Source organism: Ferrovibrio xuzhouensis, assembly GCF_042648965.1.
In the GTDB taxonomy this organism is placed as follows: Bacteria; Pseudomonadota; Alphaproteobacteria; order Ferrovibrionales; family Ferrovibrionaceae; genus Ferrovibrio; species Ferrovibrio xuzhouensis.
The window spans coordinates 1,584,885-1,599,518 of record NZ_JBHRYJ010000001.1 but is presented as its reverse complement, the minus strand read 5'-3'; the positions used below and the strand labels follow the sequence as shown (position 1 = coordinate 1,599,518).

The following is a 14,634-nucleotide window of genomic DNA, read 5'->3' as shown; positions in this document are numbered from 1 at the left end:
CCGGCCAACGAGACCCGGCTTTCCGGCCGGCATACCGCCGGGCCATCCGGCCCGGCACAACCAAGGAGACGGAACATGGCGATCAATGATTATGTCGACCCGATGGACCGCGGCAGCCAGAAGCTGATCCTCGACCTTGTCGGCAACGAGAAGACCTCGCAGGGCATCTGCCGCATGCTCAGCGTCAACTGGGTGATCGACTGCGCGCAGCCCGGCGCCTCGGCGCCGAATGTGATCTGGCACGAAATGAAGGCCAAGGGCCCGGTCTATTTCAAGCAGATCGGCCAGCAGCAGATCGGCTATTCCGAGCATCTGAATGACGATGGCTGGTACCAGTCGATGGTCGACTGCGTCGAACTCGGTTCGCGCAAGGCCCGGCATGTCAAGAGCATGGCGCCGAATGACAGCGCCACCACCGCGCCCAACCTGACGGGCCGCATCACGGCGGCGCTGGCAGCCTCGACCACCACGCCGCACCTGTGCCTGATCCGCTTCAACTGCACCGGCGGCGGCCATTGCATCGGCGCCGCGGACAGCGGCGGCAAGATCTACATCTTCGATCCCAATTTCGGGGTGATGATCATCGATCCGGCCAAGCACCAGACCCTGGGGGCGGCCGTGCAGGACCTGTTCGCCGCCTACCAGATCACCGTGGCCAATGTGGTGGCGCTGACCTGACCGGCGCAGCAGGACAGTCCGGAGGAATCCGCATGGCGTGCCGGCCATGCCATGCGGAGCAGGATGCGCCCGGGGCGGGCGACACGGGAGGAAGGGCACATGATGCCTGACAGCATCACCCGTCCGGTGCCGGAGGGCGGGCCCGAAGGTCACTGGCGGCAGGTCCGCGCGGCGGTTGGCAGCGACGAGGCGGCGCGTGGCGTCTGCCGCCTGCTGGCCATCTACTGGGCGGTCGAGGTGGCGCAGGCCGGCGCGCCGGCGCCCGACGCCGTCTGGCAGGACATGCTGGCGCGGGCGCCGCTGTATTTCCGGCTGGTGGCCCAGCAGCAGGCCGGCCGTGCCGCGCGGCTGGCCGGGCGCGGCTGGCGCCGGGCGCTTGGCGATGCCGTCGGCTGCGCCTCGCGCCACAGTTTCGACGTGGCAAGCCTGGCGCCGCGCGACAGCGCCGCCTCGGCGGGGGCGCTGACCCTGCGCATCGCCGAAGCCCTGGCTGCCTCGCCGGCGCTGCCACGGCTCTGCCTGGTGCGGCTGGCATGGCCCGGCGGCGCACACTGCCTCGCCATTGCTGCCGCCGACGGCAGGATCTATCTGTTCGATCCGCATGCCGGTGTGGCGGTTCTCGACTCCGCAGCACCCTCGCACCTTGCTACGGCCATGCGGAATCTCTTCGCCGTCTACCGGACCGGCAGGGCCAATGTGGCCGTGGTGATCTGACCGCCGGGCCGGTGCAGCATTGCGGCGCGACAGATATATATTCTCGTGCAACTGCCGGAGCGCGCCGTTAATCTTGCCCGGACGGCGCATGCGGGATTGCAGGCGTTTTTTTCAGTGGGTTTTCATCCAGGGGTCGTATGCCGCGGGTCAGCGTTATCATGCCGAGTTACAATCACGCCCGCTATATCGGTGCGGCGATCGAGAGCGTGCTGGCGCAGACGATGGCGGATTTCGAGCTGATCATCGTCGATGACGGGTCTGCCGACAACAGCCGCGAGGTCATCGCCGGCTATACCGATCCGCGCATCACCTTCCTGCCGTTCGAGAAGAATCGCGGCGCCTATACGGCGATCAACGATGCCATGAAGCTGGCCCGTGGCGAATTCGTCGCGCACCTGAATTCCGATGACCGCTTCCTGCCCGACAAGCTGGAGCGCCAGATCGCCTTCCTCGAAACGCATCCGGATATCGGCATCTGCTTCTCGACCGTCGAGATCATCGACGGCGAGGACCGTCCGGTCACCGACAACGAATATTCCCAGATCTTCGCACCACGCAACGGCAACAGGCATGCCTGGCTGCGTTATCTTTTCACCCAGAACTGCCTGTGCCATCCGACCATGCTGGCGCGCCGCAGCGTGCTGGAGCGGGCCGGCCCTTACGATGACCGCTATCGCCAGATGGCGGATCTCGACCTGTGGATCCGCATCGCCATGTTCACCGGCATTCATGTGCTGGAGCAGCCGACCCTGCAATTCCGCGACCATGGCCTGAATACCGGCGGCCGCAGCACGCCGGTGCGCCTGCGTTCGGCCCAGGAGCGCCGCTTCATCACCGAGCGGTATTTTGCCATCACCGACCCGGCCGAGCTCTATGCGGTGTTTCCCGATCTCGCGCAGATCGCCCCGCAGCCGGTGCCGGGCACGACGCGTTACCTGGTGGCGATGCAGGCGCTGCGGACCGGGCGCCAGCAATTCGTCATTCTGGCGATCGAGACCCTGTTCCGCCTGATGGACGATCCGGAGCAGCGGCAACTGCTGGAATCAGCCTACGGCTTCACCATGGCCAGGCTGCACAAGCTTGCCGGCGGCAGCAACGTCTATGGCGGACCGGCGATCTCCGAGACCAGGTTCTGCGCGGTCGAAGACGGCAAGCTGCGGGTCGCCGAGGATACCTATTTCCTGGATGACGCCTTCGACCTGCGGTTTGCCCTGCCGCGCGGCGACCGCATCGGCGCCTATATTCTCCAGATGATGACGGTGCCGTCGGTATTGTCGGTGTCGCGGCTGTCCTACGTGATGGCAGACGGCAGCGAGATCCCGGTGGAGGGCTGGGACAGCAATGCCCGTCCGCCGGTGCGCGGCCAGCTCGGGGTGATGCATTTCCCGCTCTATCCGGCCCAGTTCGGTTTCGCCGTCGGCGCCATCCCGGCGGATGCGGTGGGCCTGCGGATTGCCGGCCGTCTGAACCAGTCCGGCGCGGCGGCGCTGGAGGCGTATTTCCGGCTGGCGGAGGCCGCTGCGGCACCCGGCGGCGAAACCGTCACCGCCCGCTGAAGGGGGCGGCCGGTCAGGTCCTGCCCGGCTGGCTGAAGCGATCGAGCATCCGTTGCACGGCATTCAGCCGGTAGGGCCGCAGCGGCGCGACCGGCAGGCCGACCGGGCGCCCGTCGCGCCAGGCGCCCTCGACCACCGCCACGGCATGATGCGCTTCGAAATAGGCCCGCGACAGGCGCGACTGCTGCTGCAGCACGGCCGGGGTCGCCGCCTGCAGGGCGGCGGCCAGACTGTCGAGATCATGCCAGGCCGGCGCTTCGGGATAGACCATGTCGATGACGGCGCCGGCGGTGCGCGACTTGTAATTCTGGTGACAGAGAACGGGCGTTCCCGAAGCCATTGCCTCGATCGCGGCCTTGCCGCCGCCGACCGGGAATGACGTCAGATACAGGTCGATGGCGAACTCGTCGAGCGCACGCGCGAGATTGACGACATGAGGGACATAGCGGAAGCGCTCCGGGGCGATGCCCTGGCGCTGCAGGTTGGCGGTGATGGTGGCCAGGTAGTCGTCGGGCAGCGTGCCGATATGGACATGCTCGCCGCCGGTGTGGCCGAGCAGGACAGGCAGCACCTCGGCATAGCGGAAGGCATAGTCCTGATCCATGAACTTGTTGTAGCTGCCGCAGACACCCGTGCGCAGCGGGCCGCGCGTGCCGAAGGTCGCCGGATCGCGCACGCCAGGGTCCGGCACGGTCATCGGCACGAAAACCGGATCGAGGCCGGGCGTATCGCGACACAGGGTGTTGTAGACCACCGGCGTCTGGTCGATATGGCCGGTCAGTTTCAGGGTGGCGCCGAGGCAGAACGACGTGTCGACATGATGGTTGAAGTAGATCTCGCTCTGCTGCAGCAGCGGGATCGGCGTCAGGGCGATGGCATCATGCGGGTGCTGGAACAGGAAGACGGCAGAGGGACGCAGGGCCGACAGCTGCTCGAACAGCCAGCGCATCACGCCATCGAAGCGGCCGGGCGGCGCCGGCAGCAGGCCGTAGTCGATGCCGGACAGATAGGTGTCGAGCATCGGCCGCAGCAGCTCCGGTTGCAGCCGGATGTTCATGCCGGTCAGCATGATCACATGCCGGCGATCGGGCTGGCGGCGGATATAGTCGATCACCACGCGGCTGTGGCCGCCGTATTCATGCAGCGCGGTGGCCAGGTAGACCACCGGTCCGGCGGGATCGCCAGCCATCGGTGCATGACCCCGGGCGGCGGCGAAGGCGCTGCCGATCCGCAGGCAGAGCTGGTCGAGCTGTGTATCGTTGCTGGGGTCCGGGGCGCCCATGCCATTGGCTTTCACCAGCTTGTGGGACAGCCGGCTGATCGCCCACAGGGCATAGTCGAAATCGCCACGGGCGAGGGCGGCCTCGATGTCCGTCTCCAGCGCGGACACCGTCGGATAGTCGGCTGCGCCGCCGTGATGCTGCGCCAGATGCTGACGCTGTCGGGTCTCGTGCAGTTGCAGCTGGAAGGCGGCAACTGCCGGATTGGCGCGCACCAGATTGTCGAGGATGCTGATCGCGGTTTCGAAATTGCCCACCGCGCCGTAAAGCTGGGCCATCGGCTGCAGCAGGCGGGCATCGCCGCCGTTCTGGCGGAACTGCGTTTCGCAATAGGTCAGCGCAGCCGACGCTCCCTGGCTTTTCAGCAGGCGGGACGTCTCTGTCAGTATCTGTTCAACCGCGGCCGTATCCATCCCCGTCCCGGCAGTTTGCTGCGGCAGGCATGATACCGGATGGTCCGTGCCAGCAAAAGCCGTCCGGCCGGGGCTGCCGCTTTTAAGGGCTTGTTAAGCCGGCCATGTGAGATTCGGCCGGAATGGAAAGCTGCCGGTGCCGGTCGGCAGTGCGCCGGCATGGAGGGCTGTGGGGATGACGGCAGAGGAGCCCGGCGCGCGCACTGATCATGCGGTTGGCCCGCAGGTTATGAAGGCACCGCCCAGCGAGTATATCTTCCTCTTCTCCACTTTTCGGGCGCGGCAGCCGGAGACGATCCTGTGCTTCGGCACCGACGCCGAAACGGCGCGGTTTCAGGCCATCATTGCGATCGCCAGGAAAGCCGGGCTGCAGCGCGCCCAGATTTACGCCCTGCCGCTGCCGGCGGCGGATATCGCCGAGCGCCAGCGGCTGCGCGACAAGCTGATCGCACAGCTGCGGCAGCGCGACCGGCCGGTCGACCACATGATTTTCGCGGAGGAATTTCCGCTCGATGCGGTGGCGGAATGGCTGGAGGTCGCGCCTGCGTTGCTGGCGCCGGGCGGCATCGTCAGCGGTGCCCATTACCTGCCCGCAGGTCCCAGCACCTTCGGCCGCGCGGGCGCCGGCATGGATGTCCTGTTCGCGGTCGATTACTGGTACATGACGAATGGCGTGCAGCCCCTGCCCAAGGTGCCGCCGATGATCCGCGGCGTGCCGGAACCCATCCGCTTCGGCTGCATGGAAACCGACCTGCCGGGCGTGCCCTCGCGCGAGAAATTCCTCGAATACGCGGCGGCGGGCCTGCCCTGCCGCTTCGACCAGTATGGCGGCGAAAGATACGTCAATCCGCTGCACGAGAATCTGCGCGATGCGCCGCGGGAAAAAAGGGATCGCATCGTCTACACGCCGCCCTACCGGGAAGAAGGCCTGACCGAAGGACGGTTCCTGGCCTTTCTGCGCAATGCGCGGGTGGCCGGATTCTGCCATCACGTCTTCTCGGCTGAAAACTCCCTCTACGAAGACTCGCTGGCTTCGGCCCGGATCGCGGTGCCGCCGATGCGCGACGCCCTGGCGACTTACGAAAAAACCGTCGGCAAGGCGGCCCTGACACTGGGCAACGCCAGCCGCGAACAGCTCTGCGCCCTGCACATGCCGACGGTCCGCATCGACGACCCGGCGGTCATCGTTCCCTACAACAATCCGCAGAACTACAATCATTGGATGTTCACGACGCTGCCGCGCCTGTGGTACCGCGAGGAATTCCCCGAACTGGCGGGGCTGCCGATCGCGATGGGGCCGATCATTGCAAGGTTCCAGCGCGAGTCGCTCGACCTGCTCGGCCTCGGCGGCGCCGACCGGCCGCGCTTCATCCATTTCAATCCCTCGGTGTCGCTCAGCTTCGACCGCGCCTATTTTCCGACCCTGGCGGACCGGCCGCATACCATGGCGCGGGTCCGTGACTGGCTGCGCAGCCATTTCCTGCCCAAGGCGGCGGCGCTGCCCGAGGGCTGCGAAGGCGGGCGCTACTACATCACTCGTCGGGACGGCATCGGGCGCAACGTCGTCAACGAGGACGAGATGATCGCGTTGGCCGAGGCCCGCGGCTTCAAGGTGATGGAATGGTCATCCTATTCGCTGGCGGAACAGATCGCGCTGGCGCGCCACGCATCCATGATCATCTGCTATCACGGCTCGGGGCTGACCAACATGGTCTTCACCAGTCCGGGCTGCCGCCTGCTGGAAATCCTCCAGAACGGCGAGGGCATGTACGGCAGTGACTGGTTCAGTTTCCTGGTGCCGTCGCTGGGTGGGCGCCTGTTCGGGGTGATCGGCGATCCGGTACCCGGCAAACCGGTCCATGCCGCCGACCTCGTCGTGCCCATCGACGAATTCCGCGCCGCGCTCGACCAGATGATGGACACATGACAATCCCGCCGGCGCCACTGTCAGTGCGGCATGACGCGGATATTGCTCACTCCGCATTCAGCCGGTAACCCACGCCCGGCTCGGTCAGCAGCAGTTGCGGCTGCGCCGCATCGGCCTCGATCTTCTGTCGCAGCTGGCGGGCGAACACCCGCAGGTACTGCACGTCGGATTCATGGGCCGGCCCCCAGACCTGGCGCAGGATGAACTGGTGGGTCAGCACCTTGCCGGCATGCTGCACCAGCAGCTTCAGCAGGTCATATTCCTTGGGCGACAGCCGCACCGGCTCGCCCCGCAAGGATACCAGCCGCTTCTCCAGATCGACCTTCAGGCCGCCGGTCTCGAAGACCGCCGTCCCGCTGCCGGCGCCGATAGTGTGGCGCAGCGCCGCCCGGATGCGGGCGAGCAGTTCGCCGGTGCCGAAGGGCTTGGTGACATAGTCGTCGGCGCCGGCATCCAGCGCCGCGATCTTGTCGGTCTCGTCGGCGCGGACCGAGAGCACGATCACCGGCAGGGTGGTCCATTCCCGCAGGCGGCCAAGCACAGCCTGCCCGTCCATGTCCGGCAGGCCGAGGTCGAGCACGACCAGGTCGGGCTTTTCCAGGGCGGCGAGACGCAGGCCCTCCTGCCCGCTGGTCGCTTCAAGGATGCGAAAGCCATGGGCCTCCAGGCTGACCCGCAGGAAGCGCCTGATCTGCGGCTCGTCGTCGATGACGAGGATGGCGGCCCCCTCAGCCATGATGCCCGTCAGCCATGGGATTGTCCCTCATCGGCCGGCAGGACCGGCTGGTCCTCCAGCGGCAGGGTCACGACCATGCGGGTGCCGTGGCCTTCGGCGCCGGCCGTGCCCGTGACGGGGCTCTCCGCCCGGATGGTGCCGCCATGGGCCTTCAGGATGCTGCGACAGATCGACAGACCGAGGCCGGTGCCGGCCACCTGCCGGTCGCGGGCCTTGACCCGGTAGAACATGTCGAAGACCTGCTCCAGTTCCGCCGGCGGAATGCCCTGTCCCTGGTCGGTGACGTCCATCATGACCGCATCCTTGCGCCGCGACAGGCGAAGATCAATCGGGCTGCCTTTCGGCGAATACTTGGCGGCATTGTCGAGCAGGTTGATCAGCACCTGCTCGATCAGGATGTAGTCGACCCGCAGCAGCGGCATGTCGGGGTCGACGGCGATGCGGATGTCGTGGCCCTGCGTCAGGCTGGCGGCGCGCTTCACGGCGGTGGCGACCAGCTCTTCCGGGTCAACCCAGTCGAGCTTGGGCTGCATGGCGCCGGCCTCGATGCGGGTCATGTCGAGCAGGTTGCCGACGAAACGGTTCAGCCGTTCGGCTTCGTCGCGGATGGTCTGCAGCAGCTCGCCGCGGCCCCGCTCGTCGATCTTCTTGCCGAAATTCATCAGGCTGGAGACGCCGCCGATGATCGAGGCGAGCGGCGTGCGCAGGTCGTGGCTGATCGAGGACAGCAGGGCCGAGCGCAGCTTCTCGGTCTCGGCCGAGACGCGGGCTTCCTCGACGTCGCGGTTCAGCAGCGACCGTTCGATGGCCAGCGCCGCCTGGCCGGCCAGGGCATCGATCAGCCGCCGCTCGTCGGGGCCGAGCGGCGGCCGTTCTTCCGGGAACCGGATGCCGAGTGCGCCGAGCTTGCGTTCCGCGGTCTGCAGCGGCAGGAACAGCCAGTCCGACGAGGGCAGGGTGCCGGTGCCCCGTCCGGCCGGCTCGCCTTTCTCCCATGCCCATTCAGCGGCAATCCGCGCCTTGTCGTCGATCTGGTCCTCCGGCGGATAGGCGGCGCGGATGGTCAGGCGATCGGCCTCGGGCATCAGCACCAGCGACTGGGCCCTGGCCAGCGAGGCGACATGGTGGACGACGGCCCAGAGGATGTCGTCCTCGCCGGCCGCCCCGGTCACCATGCGGCTGAAGTCATAGAGGGCGGCGGTGCGCGCCTCGCGGATGCGGGCGGCCTCGGCCTGGGCGCGGATGCGGGCGGTCAGGTTGCTGGTGACCAAAGCCACGGCGAGGAATGCGAAGAAAACGTAGACATTCTCGATATTGGCGATGGTGAAGGTATAGAGCGGCGGCAGGAACAGGAAATTGTAGCCGAGCACGGTCAGTACCGCGCTCAGGATCGCCGCCGGATAGTTGTAGCGCAGCGCGCAGATCAGCACCGCGATCAGGCAGAGCAGCGGAATGCCGCTGAGCGGCAGCCAGGGTTCGGCCGCCTTGATGATGCCGACGGCGGTTGCGGTGATCAGCGCCGCCGGCGCAAGCCCGTCCAGGCTCATGCTGGTCAGCCGCGCCTTCATCACGTCGAACCATGATTCGGCGGCCGGCGAGCCGGTGATGACATGGATGTTGATGCCGTCGCCGAGTTCCACCAGCCGGTCGGTCAGCGTGCCGCGCAGGCGGTTGACCAGACGGCTGCGATGGCTGCGGGCCACCACGATTTCGGTGACATTGCGCTGGCGGGCCTGCCGGATGATCTCGGTCGGCACGCTGCTGCCGGCGACCGAAACGACCTCGGCGCCGAATTCCTCGGCGAGCGTCAGCGCGCGGTTGATCTGGGTCTTCTCGTCATCGGACAGGCGGTCATGGGCCGGAGTCTCGACGTAGAGGGCAATCCACGGCGCCTTGCGCCGTTCGGCAATGCGGCGCGTCGTGCGGACCAGGCGCGGCATCAGCGGCGAGGGGCTGATGCAGGCCATGATGCGGTCCCGCGTCGGCCATGGCCCGGCGATGGCGTGCGATTGCATGTAGGACAGCATCTGGCTGTCGACCTGGTCGGCGGCCTTGCGGAGCGCCAGTTCGCGCAGAGCGGTCAGGTTGCCTGGTGCAAAGAAGTGATGCACGGCGCGGGCGGCCTGGTCGGGGACATAGACCTTGCCTTCCCGCAGCCGCTTGATCAGGTCTTCCGGCGAGATGTCGACGACCTCGATGCTGTCCGCCTGCGCCAGCACGGAATCCGGCACGGTTTCGCGGACCTTCACGCGGGTGATTTGCGCCACCACGTCGTTCAGGCTGTCCAGATGCTGGATGTTCAGCGCCGTGTAGACGTCGATCCCGGCATCGCGGATTTCCTCGATGTCCTGGTAGCGCTTCTCGTGCCGGCTGCCCGGCACATTGGTGTGGGCGAGTTCGTCGATCAATACCAGGGCAGGGTGCCGCTTCAGAACTTCATCGACGTCGAGTTCGCTGAACACTCGGTCGCGGTAGGCGACGCGGCGCTGCGGCAGCTGCTCCAGCCCGCGCAGCAGCAGGGCGGTCTCCTGCCGGCCATGGGTCTCGACGATGCCGACGACGACATCGACCCCGTCGCGTTGGCGGGCATGGGCGGCCTCCAGCATTGCATAGGTCTTGCCGACGCCCGGCGCGGCGCCGAGGAAGACATTGAGACGGCCGCGCTTCTCCTGCGCGGCCGTCTGCAACAAGGCTTCCGGCGAGGGTCGGTTTTCGCTGTCGGCGCGGTCTTCGGCCATATTACCCGGTCGTCGTATCCTACTTCACCACCGGCCTGATCTTATCCAGGGCGAGGTTCAGCGTCAGCACGTTCACGCCGGGCTGGCCGAGAATGCCGAGGGCCGGGCGTTCGGTATGCTGTGCAACCAGGGTCTGCACCTCGGCGATGGTCATGCCGCGGGCCTGTGCCACCCGCGGCGCCTGGCGCTCGGCATTGTCCGGCGAAATCTGCGGATCGAGGCCGCTGCCCGAGGTGGTGACCGCATCGGCCGGCACCGGAGCCGAACCGTCCGTGGCCTGGTAGGACTTCACGTCGGTGGCGACGCGATCGACCAGGGCTTTCGCTGTGGGCGCCAGGTTCGAGCCGCCCGACGAGGCGGCGTCATAGCCATCCTTGCCGGCGGCCGAGGGCCGCGGATGGAAATACTGCGGTGCGGTGAAATTCTGGCCGATCAGGCTGGAGCCGACGACCTTGCCGTCCTGCTCGATCAGGCTGCCGTGCGCCTGGCGGGGGAACAGGCGTTCGGCGATGCCGGTGACGGCGAGGGGGTAGGCGATGCCGGTGATGGAGGTGAGCAGCACGATCATCACGATGGCGGGGCGGATATGGCTGAGCATGGAAGGCGCTCCTTTTGCAGGTCAGGCGAGGCCGAGGGCGGAGACCACGAGGTCGACCGCCTTGATGCCGATGAAGGGCAGCAGGACGCCGCCGCCGCCGTAGATGACGAGGTTGCGCCGCAGCAGGCGGATGGCAGGCTGCGGCCGGTAGCTGACGCCCTTCAGCGCCAGCGGGATCAGCGCGATGATGATCAGGGCGTTGAAAATCACCGCCGACAGGATGGCGCTCTGCGGCGAGGCCAGGTGCATGACGTTCAGCGCGCCGAGCTGCGGATAGGTCGCCGCGAACAGCGCCGGGATGATGGCGAAATATTTCGCCACGTCGTTGGCCAGGCTGAAGGTCGTCAGCGAACCGCGGCTCATCAGCAGCTGCTTGCCGATCATCACCACCTCGATCAGCTTGGTCGGGTTGCTGTCGAGATCAACCATGTTGCCGGCCTCGCGGGCCGCCGCCGTGCCGATATTCATCGCCACGCCGACATCGGCCTGGGCGAGTGCCGGCGCGTCGTTGGTGCCGTCGCCGCACATGGCGACCAGCTTGCCCTCGGCCTGCTCGCGGCGGATCAGTTCCAGCTTCTTCTCCGGGGTCGCCTCGGCGATGAAGTCGTCGACGCCGGCCTCGGCGGCGATGGCGGCGGCGGTGAGCGGATTGTCGCCGGTGATCATCACCGTGCGGATGCCCATGCGGCGCAGCTCGGCGAAGCGTTCGCGGATGCCGGTCTTGACGATGTCCTTGAGGTGGATGACGCCGAGGATCTGGCGGTCGACGCTGACCACCAGCGGCGTGCCGCCTGACTTGGCGATACGCTCGACCGCGACGGTCAGGTCGGCGGAAGCCTGCGTCGCGGCATAGCGCAGCACGGCATCCATGGCGCCCTTGCGGATCTCGCGGTTATCGAGATCGAGGCCGCTCATGCGGGTCTGGGCCGAGAAGGGAATGAAGCTGCCCCGGGTGGCCTCGGCGGCGTCGCGGATACCGTATTTCTCGGCGGCGAGTGCGACGATGGATTTGCCCTCCGGCGTCTCGTCGGCAACCGAGGCCAGCATCGCCGCGGTGGCCAGCGACCGCTCGTTGATGCCGGGCAGGGCGACGAATTCGGCCGCCATGCGGTTGCCATGGGTGATGGTGCCGGTCTTGTCGAGCAGCAGGGTGTCGACGTCGCCGGCAGCCTCGACGGCGCGGCCCGACTTGGCGATCACGTTATGGCGGATCAGGCGGTCCATGCCGGCGATGCCGATGGCGGACAAAAGCCCGCCGATGGTGGTGGGAATCAGGGTGACCAGCAGGGCGATCAGGTAGACCACCGGCACCGGCACGCCGGAATAGATGGCGAGGCTTTCCAGGCTGCCGGTGGTGACGAGAAAGATCAGCGTCATGCCGACCAGCAGCACGGTCAGCGCGATCTCGTTCGGCGTCTTCTGGCGCTGGGCGCCCTCGACCAGGCCGATCATGCGGTCGAGGAAGCTTTCACCCGGATTGACGGTGATGCGCACGCGGATCCAGTCGGACAGCACGCGGGTGCCGCCGGTGACGCCCGAGCGGTCGCCGCCGGATTCGCGGATCACCGGGGCGGATTCGCCGGTGATGGCGGATTCGTCGACCGAGGCGATGCCCTCGATCACGTCGCCGTCGCCGGGGATTGCATCGCCGGCCTCGACCAGCACGATATCGCCGACGCGCAGACTGGTGGCCGGCACCTGGCTGACCGCGCCGCCGGCCCCGACTTTCTTCGCCACCATCTCGGTCTTGCCGCGGCGCAGGCTTTCCGCCTGCGCCTTGCCGCGTCCCTCGGCCAGGGCCTCGGAGAAATTGGCGAACAGCACGGTGAACCACAGCCAGGCGGAGATCTGGCCGATCAGTGCCGCATTGCCGCCGCCGAAGATGTCGCGCAGGAACAGCACGGTGCTGACCGCCGCCACCACTGCGGTGACGAACATCACCGGGTTGCGCCACAGCTGGCGCGGGTCGAGCTTGACGAAGGACTGGCCGATCGCCGCGCCCATCAGCGCGGGATCGAACATCGGCTTGGAAAGCGCCTGTTTACGGGACATGGATGTCACTCCTCAGAAGGTCTGGCCGGCGATCATCAGCAGGTGCTCGACGATCGGGCCGAGCGCCAGCGCCGGGAAGAAGGTAAGGCCGCCGACGATCAGGATGGTGCCGGCGAGCAAAGCCACGAACATCGGGCCATGGGTCGGGAAGCTGCCGACCGAGGCCGGCGTCGCCTTCTTGGCGGCCAGGCCGCCAGCCAGGGCAACGATCGGCACGATCATGGCAAAGCGGCCGAGCAGCATGGTGATGCCGAGCGCCGTGTTGTAGAACGGCGTGTTGGCGCTTAAGCCCGCAAAGGCGCTGCCGTTGTTGCCGGCGGCCGAAGAGAAGCCGTACAGCACCTCGCTCAGGCCATGCGGGCCGGCGCTGGCGAGACCGGCCAGACCGTCCTTGGTGACCAGCGCGATGGCGGTACCGACCAGGATGGCGATCGGCGATACCAGGATGGCGAGGGTTGCCAGCTTGGCCTCGCGCGCCTCGATCTTCTTGCCGAGATATTCCGGGCTGCGACCCACCATCAGGCCGGCGATGAACAGCGTCGCCACGATGAAGACGGCGATGCCGTAGAAGCCGGCGCCGACGCCACCGACGATCACCTCGCCCAGCATGATATTAAGCAGCGGGATCATGCCGCCGAGCGGCAGGAAGCTCGAATGCATGGCGTTCACGGCGCCGCAGGAGGCATCGGTGGTGATCACGGCGAACATTGCCGAGGTGAAACCGCCGAAGCGGACTTCCTTGCCTTCCATGTTGCCAAGGCCCGGATCGACGCCCAGATGCGCCAGCAGCGGATTGGCGCCGGTCTCGATATTGCCGGCCACCAGCACGCCGGCGACGAACAGCACCATCATGGTGGCGAGGATCGCCCAGCCCTGGCGCTGGTCCTTCACCATGCGGCCGAACACGTTGGTCAGGGCTGCGCCGATCAGGAAGATCAGCAGCATCTGCACAAAGTTGCTCAGCGCGGTCGGGTTCTCGAAGGGATGCGCGGCATTGGCGTTGAAGAAGCCGCCGCCGTTGGTGCCGAGCATCTTGATCGCCACCTGGCTTGCCACCGGGCCCTGCGCGATTACCTGCCGGGCGCCTTCCACCGTGGTGGCGGTGGTATAGGGGTCAAGGTTCTGCGGCATGCCCTGCCAGACCAGGAACAGCGCCGCGATGAACGAGACCGGCAGCAGCAGGCCGAGCGTGGCCCGCGTCAGGTCGACCCAGAAATTGCCCACCGTCTTCGCCGATTTGCGGGCGAAGGCGCGGATCACCACGAGGGCGATGGCGATGCCGGTGGCGGCCGAGACGAAGTTATGCACCGTCAGGCCGGCCATCTGGCTGAGATAGCTCATGGTGCTTTCGCCGCCATAGGCCTGCCAGTTGGTGTTGGTGACGAAGCTGACCGCGGTGTTGAAGGCGAGGTCGGGCGACAGGGCGGGCAGGCCCTGCGGGTTGAGCGGCAGCAGGTCCTGGAAGCGCAGGATGGCGAACAGCGACAGGAAGCCGGCCAGGCTGAAGGCCAGCATGGCGATGGCGTAGGTCGTCCAGTGCTGCTCGCGGTCGGGATCGACGCCGGCGAGCGCATAGAGCGGCCGTTCGATGGGACGCAGCCAGCGGGCCTCGCCGTTGAACAGTCCGGTGAGGTAGCGGCCGAGCAGCGGCGTCGCGGCGAGGATGATGGCCAGATAGAGGCCGAGTTGCAGATAGTCGTTCAGGGTCATGGTCGCCTCAGAGTTTCTCGGCCCGCAGCAGGGCATAGACCAGGTAGATGGCGAGCAGGGCAGCGATCGCGCCGCCCAGGATGTAGTCGAAGGTCATGGGATCTCTCCTCGCGGGCCCTAGAGGCGTTCGCAGAGCAGGGTGTAGAGGATGAAGGCGGCGAACAGGCCGCCGCCGAGCGCAAGGAAAATGATGTCGGTCATGGGGGACAGGCTCCTATGGAGCCTGACGTCT

At 67.0% G+C, this 14,634-nt stretch carries 11 protein-coding genes; 4 read left to right on the top strand and 7 right to left on the bottom strand.

Annotated elements, in window-relative coordinates; all coding sequences use genetic code 11:
• The first annotated feature begins 75 nt into the window (after positions 1 to 75).
• The 3 genes from ACFOOQ_RS07870 to ACFOOQ_RS07860 all read left to right on the top strand — a co-directional run bounded on the left by ACFOOQ_RS07870 (position 76) and on the right by ACFOOQ_RS07860 (position 2,948).
• A complete protein-coding gene (locus ACFOOQ_RS07870; RefSeq protein WP_379724068.1) occupies positions 76 to 678 on the top strand; it encodes a YopT-type cysteine protease domain-containing protein in 603 nt (200 codons plus the stop codon).
• A gap of 99 nt (positions 679 to 777) precedes the next feature.
• Positions 778 to 1,392: a hypothetical protein gene (locus ACFOOQ_RS07865; protein ID WP_379724065.1), complete on the top strand. Its 615-nt coding sequence runs from the start codon at positions 778 to 780 to the stop codon at positions 1,390 to 1,392.
• Positions 1,393 to 1,529: 137 nt separating this feature from the next.
• Positions 1,530 to 2,948, top strand: coding sequence for a glycosyltransferase family 2 protein (locus tag ACFOOQ_RS07860; RefSeq protein WP_379724062.1), 1,419 nt, complete (start codon positions 1,530 to 1,532; stop codon positions 2,946 to 2,948).
• 13 nt (positions 2,949 to 2,961) lie between these two features.
• Here ACFOOQ_RS07860 and ACFOOQ_RS07855 read toward each other — a convergent pair whose 3' ends face one another.
• Entirely contained in the window at positions 2,962 to 4,641 is a 1,680-nt protein-coding gene (locus tag ACFOOQ_RS07855; RefSeq protein WP_379724059.1) for a hypothetical protein, read from the bottom strand.
• A 229-nt stretch (positions 4,642 to 4,870) separates the two neighbouring features.
• Between ACFOOQ_RS07855 and ACFOOQ_RS07850 the strand changes: the two genes are divergently transcribed.
• Positions 4,871 to 6,568 (top strand): glycosyltransferase family 61 protein, encoded by a 1,698-nt coding sequence (locus ACFOOQ_RS07850; protein WP_379724056.1) that lies wholly within the window; start codon positions 4,871 to 4,873, stop codon positions 6,566 to 6,568.
• Positions 6,569 to 6,614: 46 nt separating this feature from the next.
• Here the strand turns inward: ACFOOQ_RS07850 and ACFOOQ_RS07845 are convergent, their stop codons facing one another.
• From ACFOOQ_RS07845 to kdpF, 6 genes are read right to left on the bottom strand one after another with little or no spacing between them, the layout of a single operon-like run.
• A complete protein-coding gene (locus ACFOOQ_RS07845) occupies positions 6,615 to 7,304 on the bottom strand; it encodes a response regulator (RefSeq protein ID WP_379724053.1) in 690 nt (229 codons plus the stop codon).
• Positions 7,305 to 7,312: 8 nt separating this feature from the next.
• Complete coding sequence (locus ACFOOQ_RS07840) at positions 7,313 to 10,042, bottom strand: ATP-binding protein (RefSeq protein WP_379724050.1); 2,730 nt, start codon at positions 10,040 to 10,042, stop codon at positions 7,313 to 7,315.
• Between the two features lie 19 nt (positions 10,043 to 10,061).
• On the bottom strand, positions 10,062 to 10,640 hold the full coding sequence (gene kdpC / locus ACFOOQ_RS07835) for a potassium-transporting ATPase subunit KdpC (RefSeq protein WP_379724047.1): 579 nt from the start codon (positions 10,638 to 10,640) through the stop codon (positions 10,062 to 10,064).
• Between the two features lie 21 nt (positions 10,641 to 10,661).
• Positions 10,662 to 12,692, bottom strand: coding sequence for a potassium-transporting ATPase subunit KdpB (gene kdpB, locus ACFOOQ_RS07830; protein ID WP_379724044.1), 2,031 nt, complete (start codon positions 12,690 to 12,692; stop codon positions 10,662 to 10,664).
• 12 nt (positions 12,693 to 12,704) lie between these two features.
• Positions 12,705 to 14,402: a potassium-transporting ATPase subunit KdpA gene (gene kdpA / locus ACFOOQ_RS07825; protein WP_379724041.1), complete on the bottom strand. Its 1,698-nt coding sequence runs from the start codon at positions 14,400 to 14,402 to the stop codon at positions 12,705 to 12,707.
• Positions 14,403 to 14,409: 7 nt separating this feature from the next.
• A complete protein-coding gene (gene kdpF / locus ACFOOQ_RS07820; RefSeq protein ID WP_379724038.1) occupies positions 14,410 to 14,499 on the bottom strand; it encodes a K(+)-transporting ATPase subunit F in 90 nt (29 codons plus the stop codon).
• Between the last annotated feature and the right edge of the window lie 135 nt (positions 14,500 to 14,634).

Bases quoted from the DNA above. Each gene is read 5' to 3' on its own strand.
- ACFOOQ_RS07870 (WP_379724068.1), top strand. From the start codon at position 76: ATGGCGATCAATGATTATGTCGACCCGATGGACCGCGGCAGCCAGAAG.
- ACFOOQ_RS07865 (WP_379724065.1), top strand. From the start codon at position 778: ATGATGCCTGACAGCATCACCCGTCCGGTGCCGGAGGGCGGGCCCGAA.
- ACFOOQ_RS07860 (WP_379724062.1), top strand. From the start codon at position 1,530: ATGCCGCGGGTCAGCGTTATCATGCCGAGTTACAATCACGCCCGCTAT.
- ACFOOQ_RS07855 (WP_379724059.1), bottom strand. From the start codon at position 4,641: ATGGATACGGCCGCGGTTGAACAGATACTGACAGAGACGTCCCGCCTG.
- ACFOOQ_RS07850 (WP_379724056.1), top strand. From the start codon at position 4,871: ATGAAGGCACCGCCCAGCGAGTATATCTTCCTCTTCTCCACTTTTCGG.
- ACFOOQ_RS07845 (WP_379724053.1), bottom strand. From the start codon at position 7,304: ATGGCTGAGGGGGCCGCCATCCTCGTCATCGACGACGAGCCGCAGATC.
- ACFOOQ_RS07840 (WP_379724050.1), bottom strand. From the start codon at position 10,042: ATGGCCGAAGACCGCGCCGACAGCGAAAACCGACCCTCGCCGGAAGCC.
- kdpC (WP_379724047.1), bottom strand. From the start codon at position 10,640: ATGCTCAGCCATATCCGCCCCGCCATCGTGATGATCGTGCTGCTCACC.
- kdpB (WP_379724044.1), bottom strand. From the start codon at position 12,692: ATGTCCCGTAAACAGGCGCTTTCCAAGCCGATGTTCGATCCCGCGCTG.
- kdpA (WP_379724041.1), bottom strand. From the start codon at position 14,402: ATGACCCTGAACGACTATCTGCAACTCGGCCTCTATCTGGCCATCATC.
- kdpF (WP_379724038.1), bottom strand. From the start codon at position 14,499: ATGACCTTCGACTACATCCTGGGCGGCGCGATCGCTGCCCTGCTCGCC.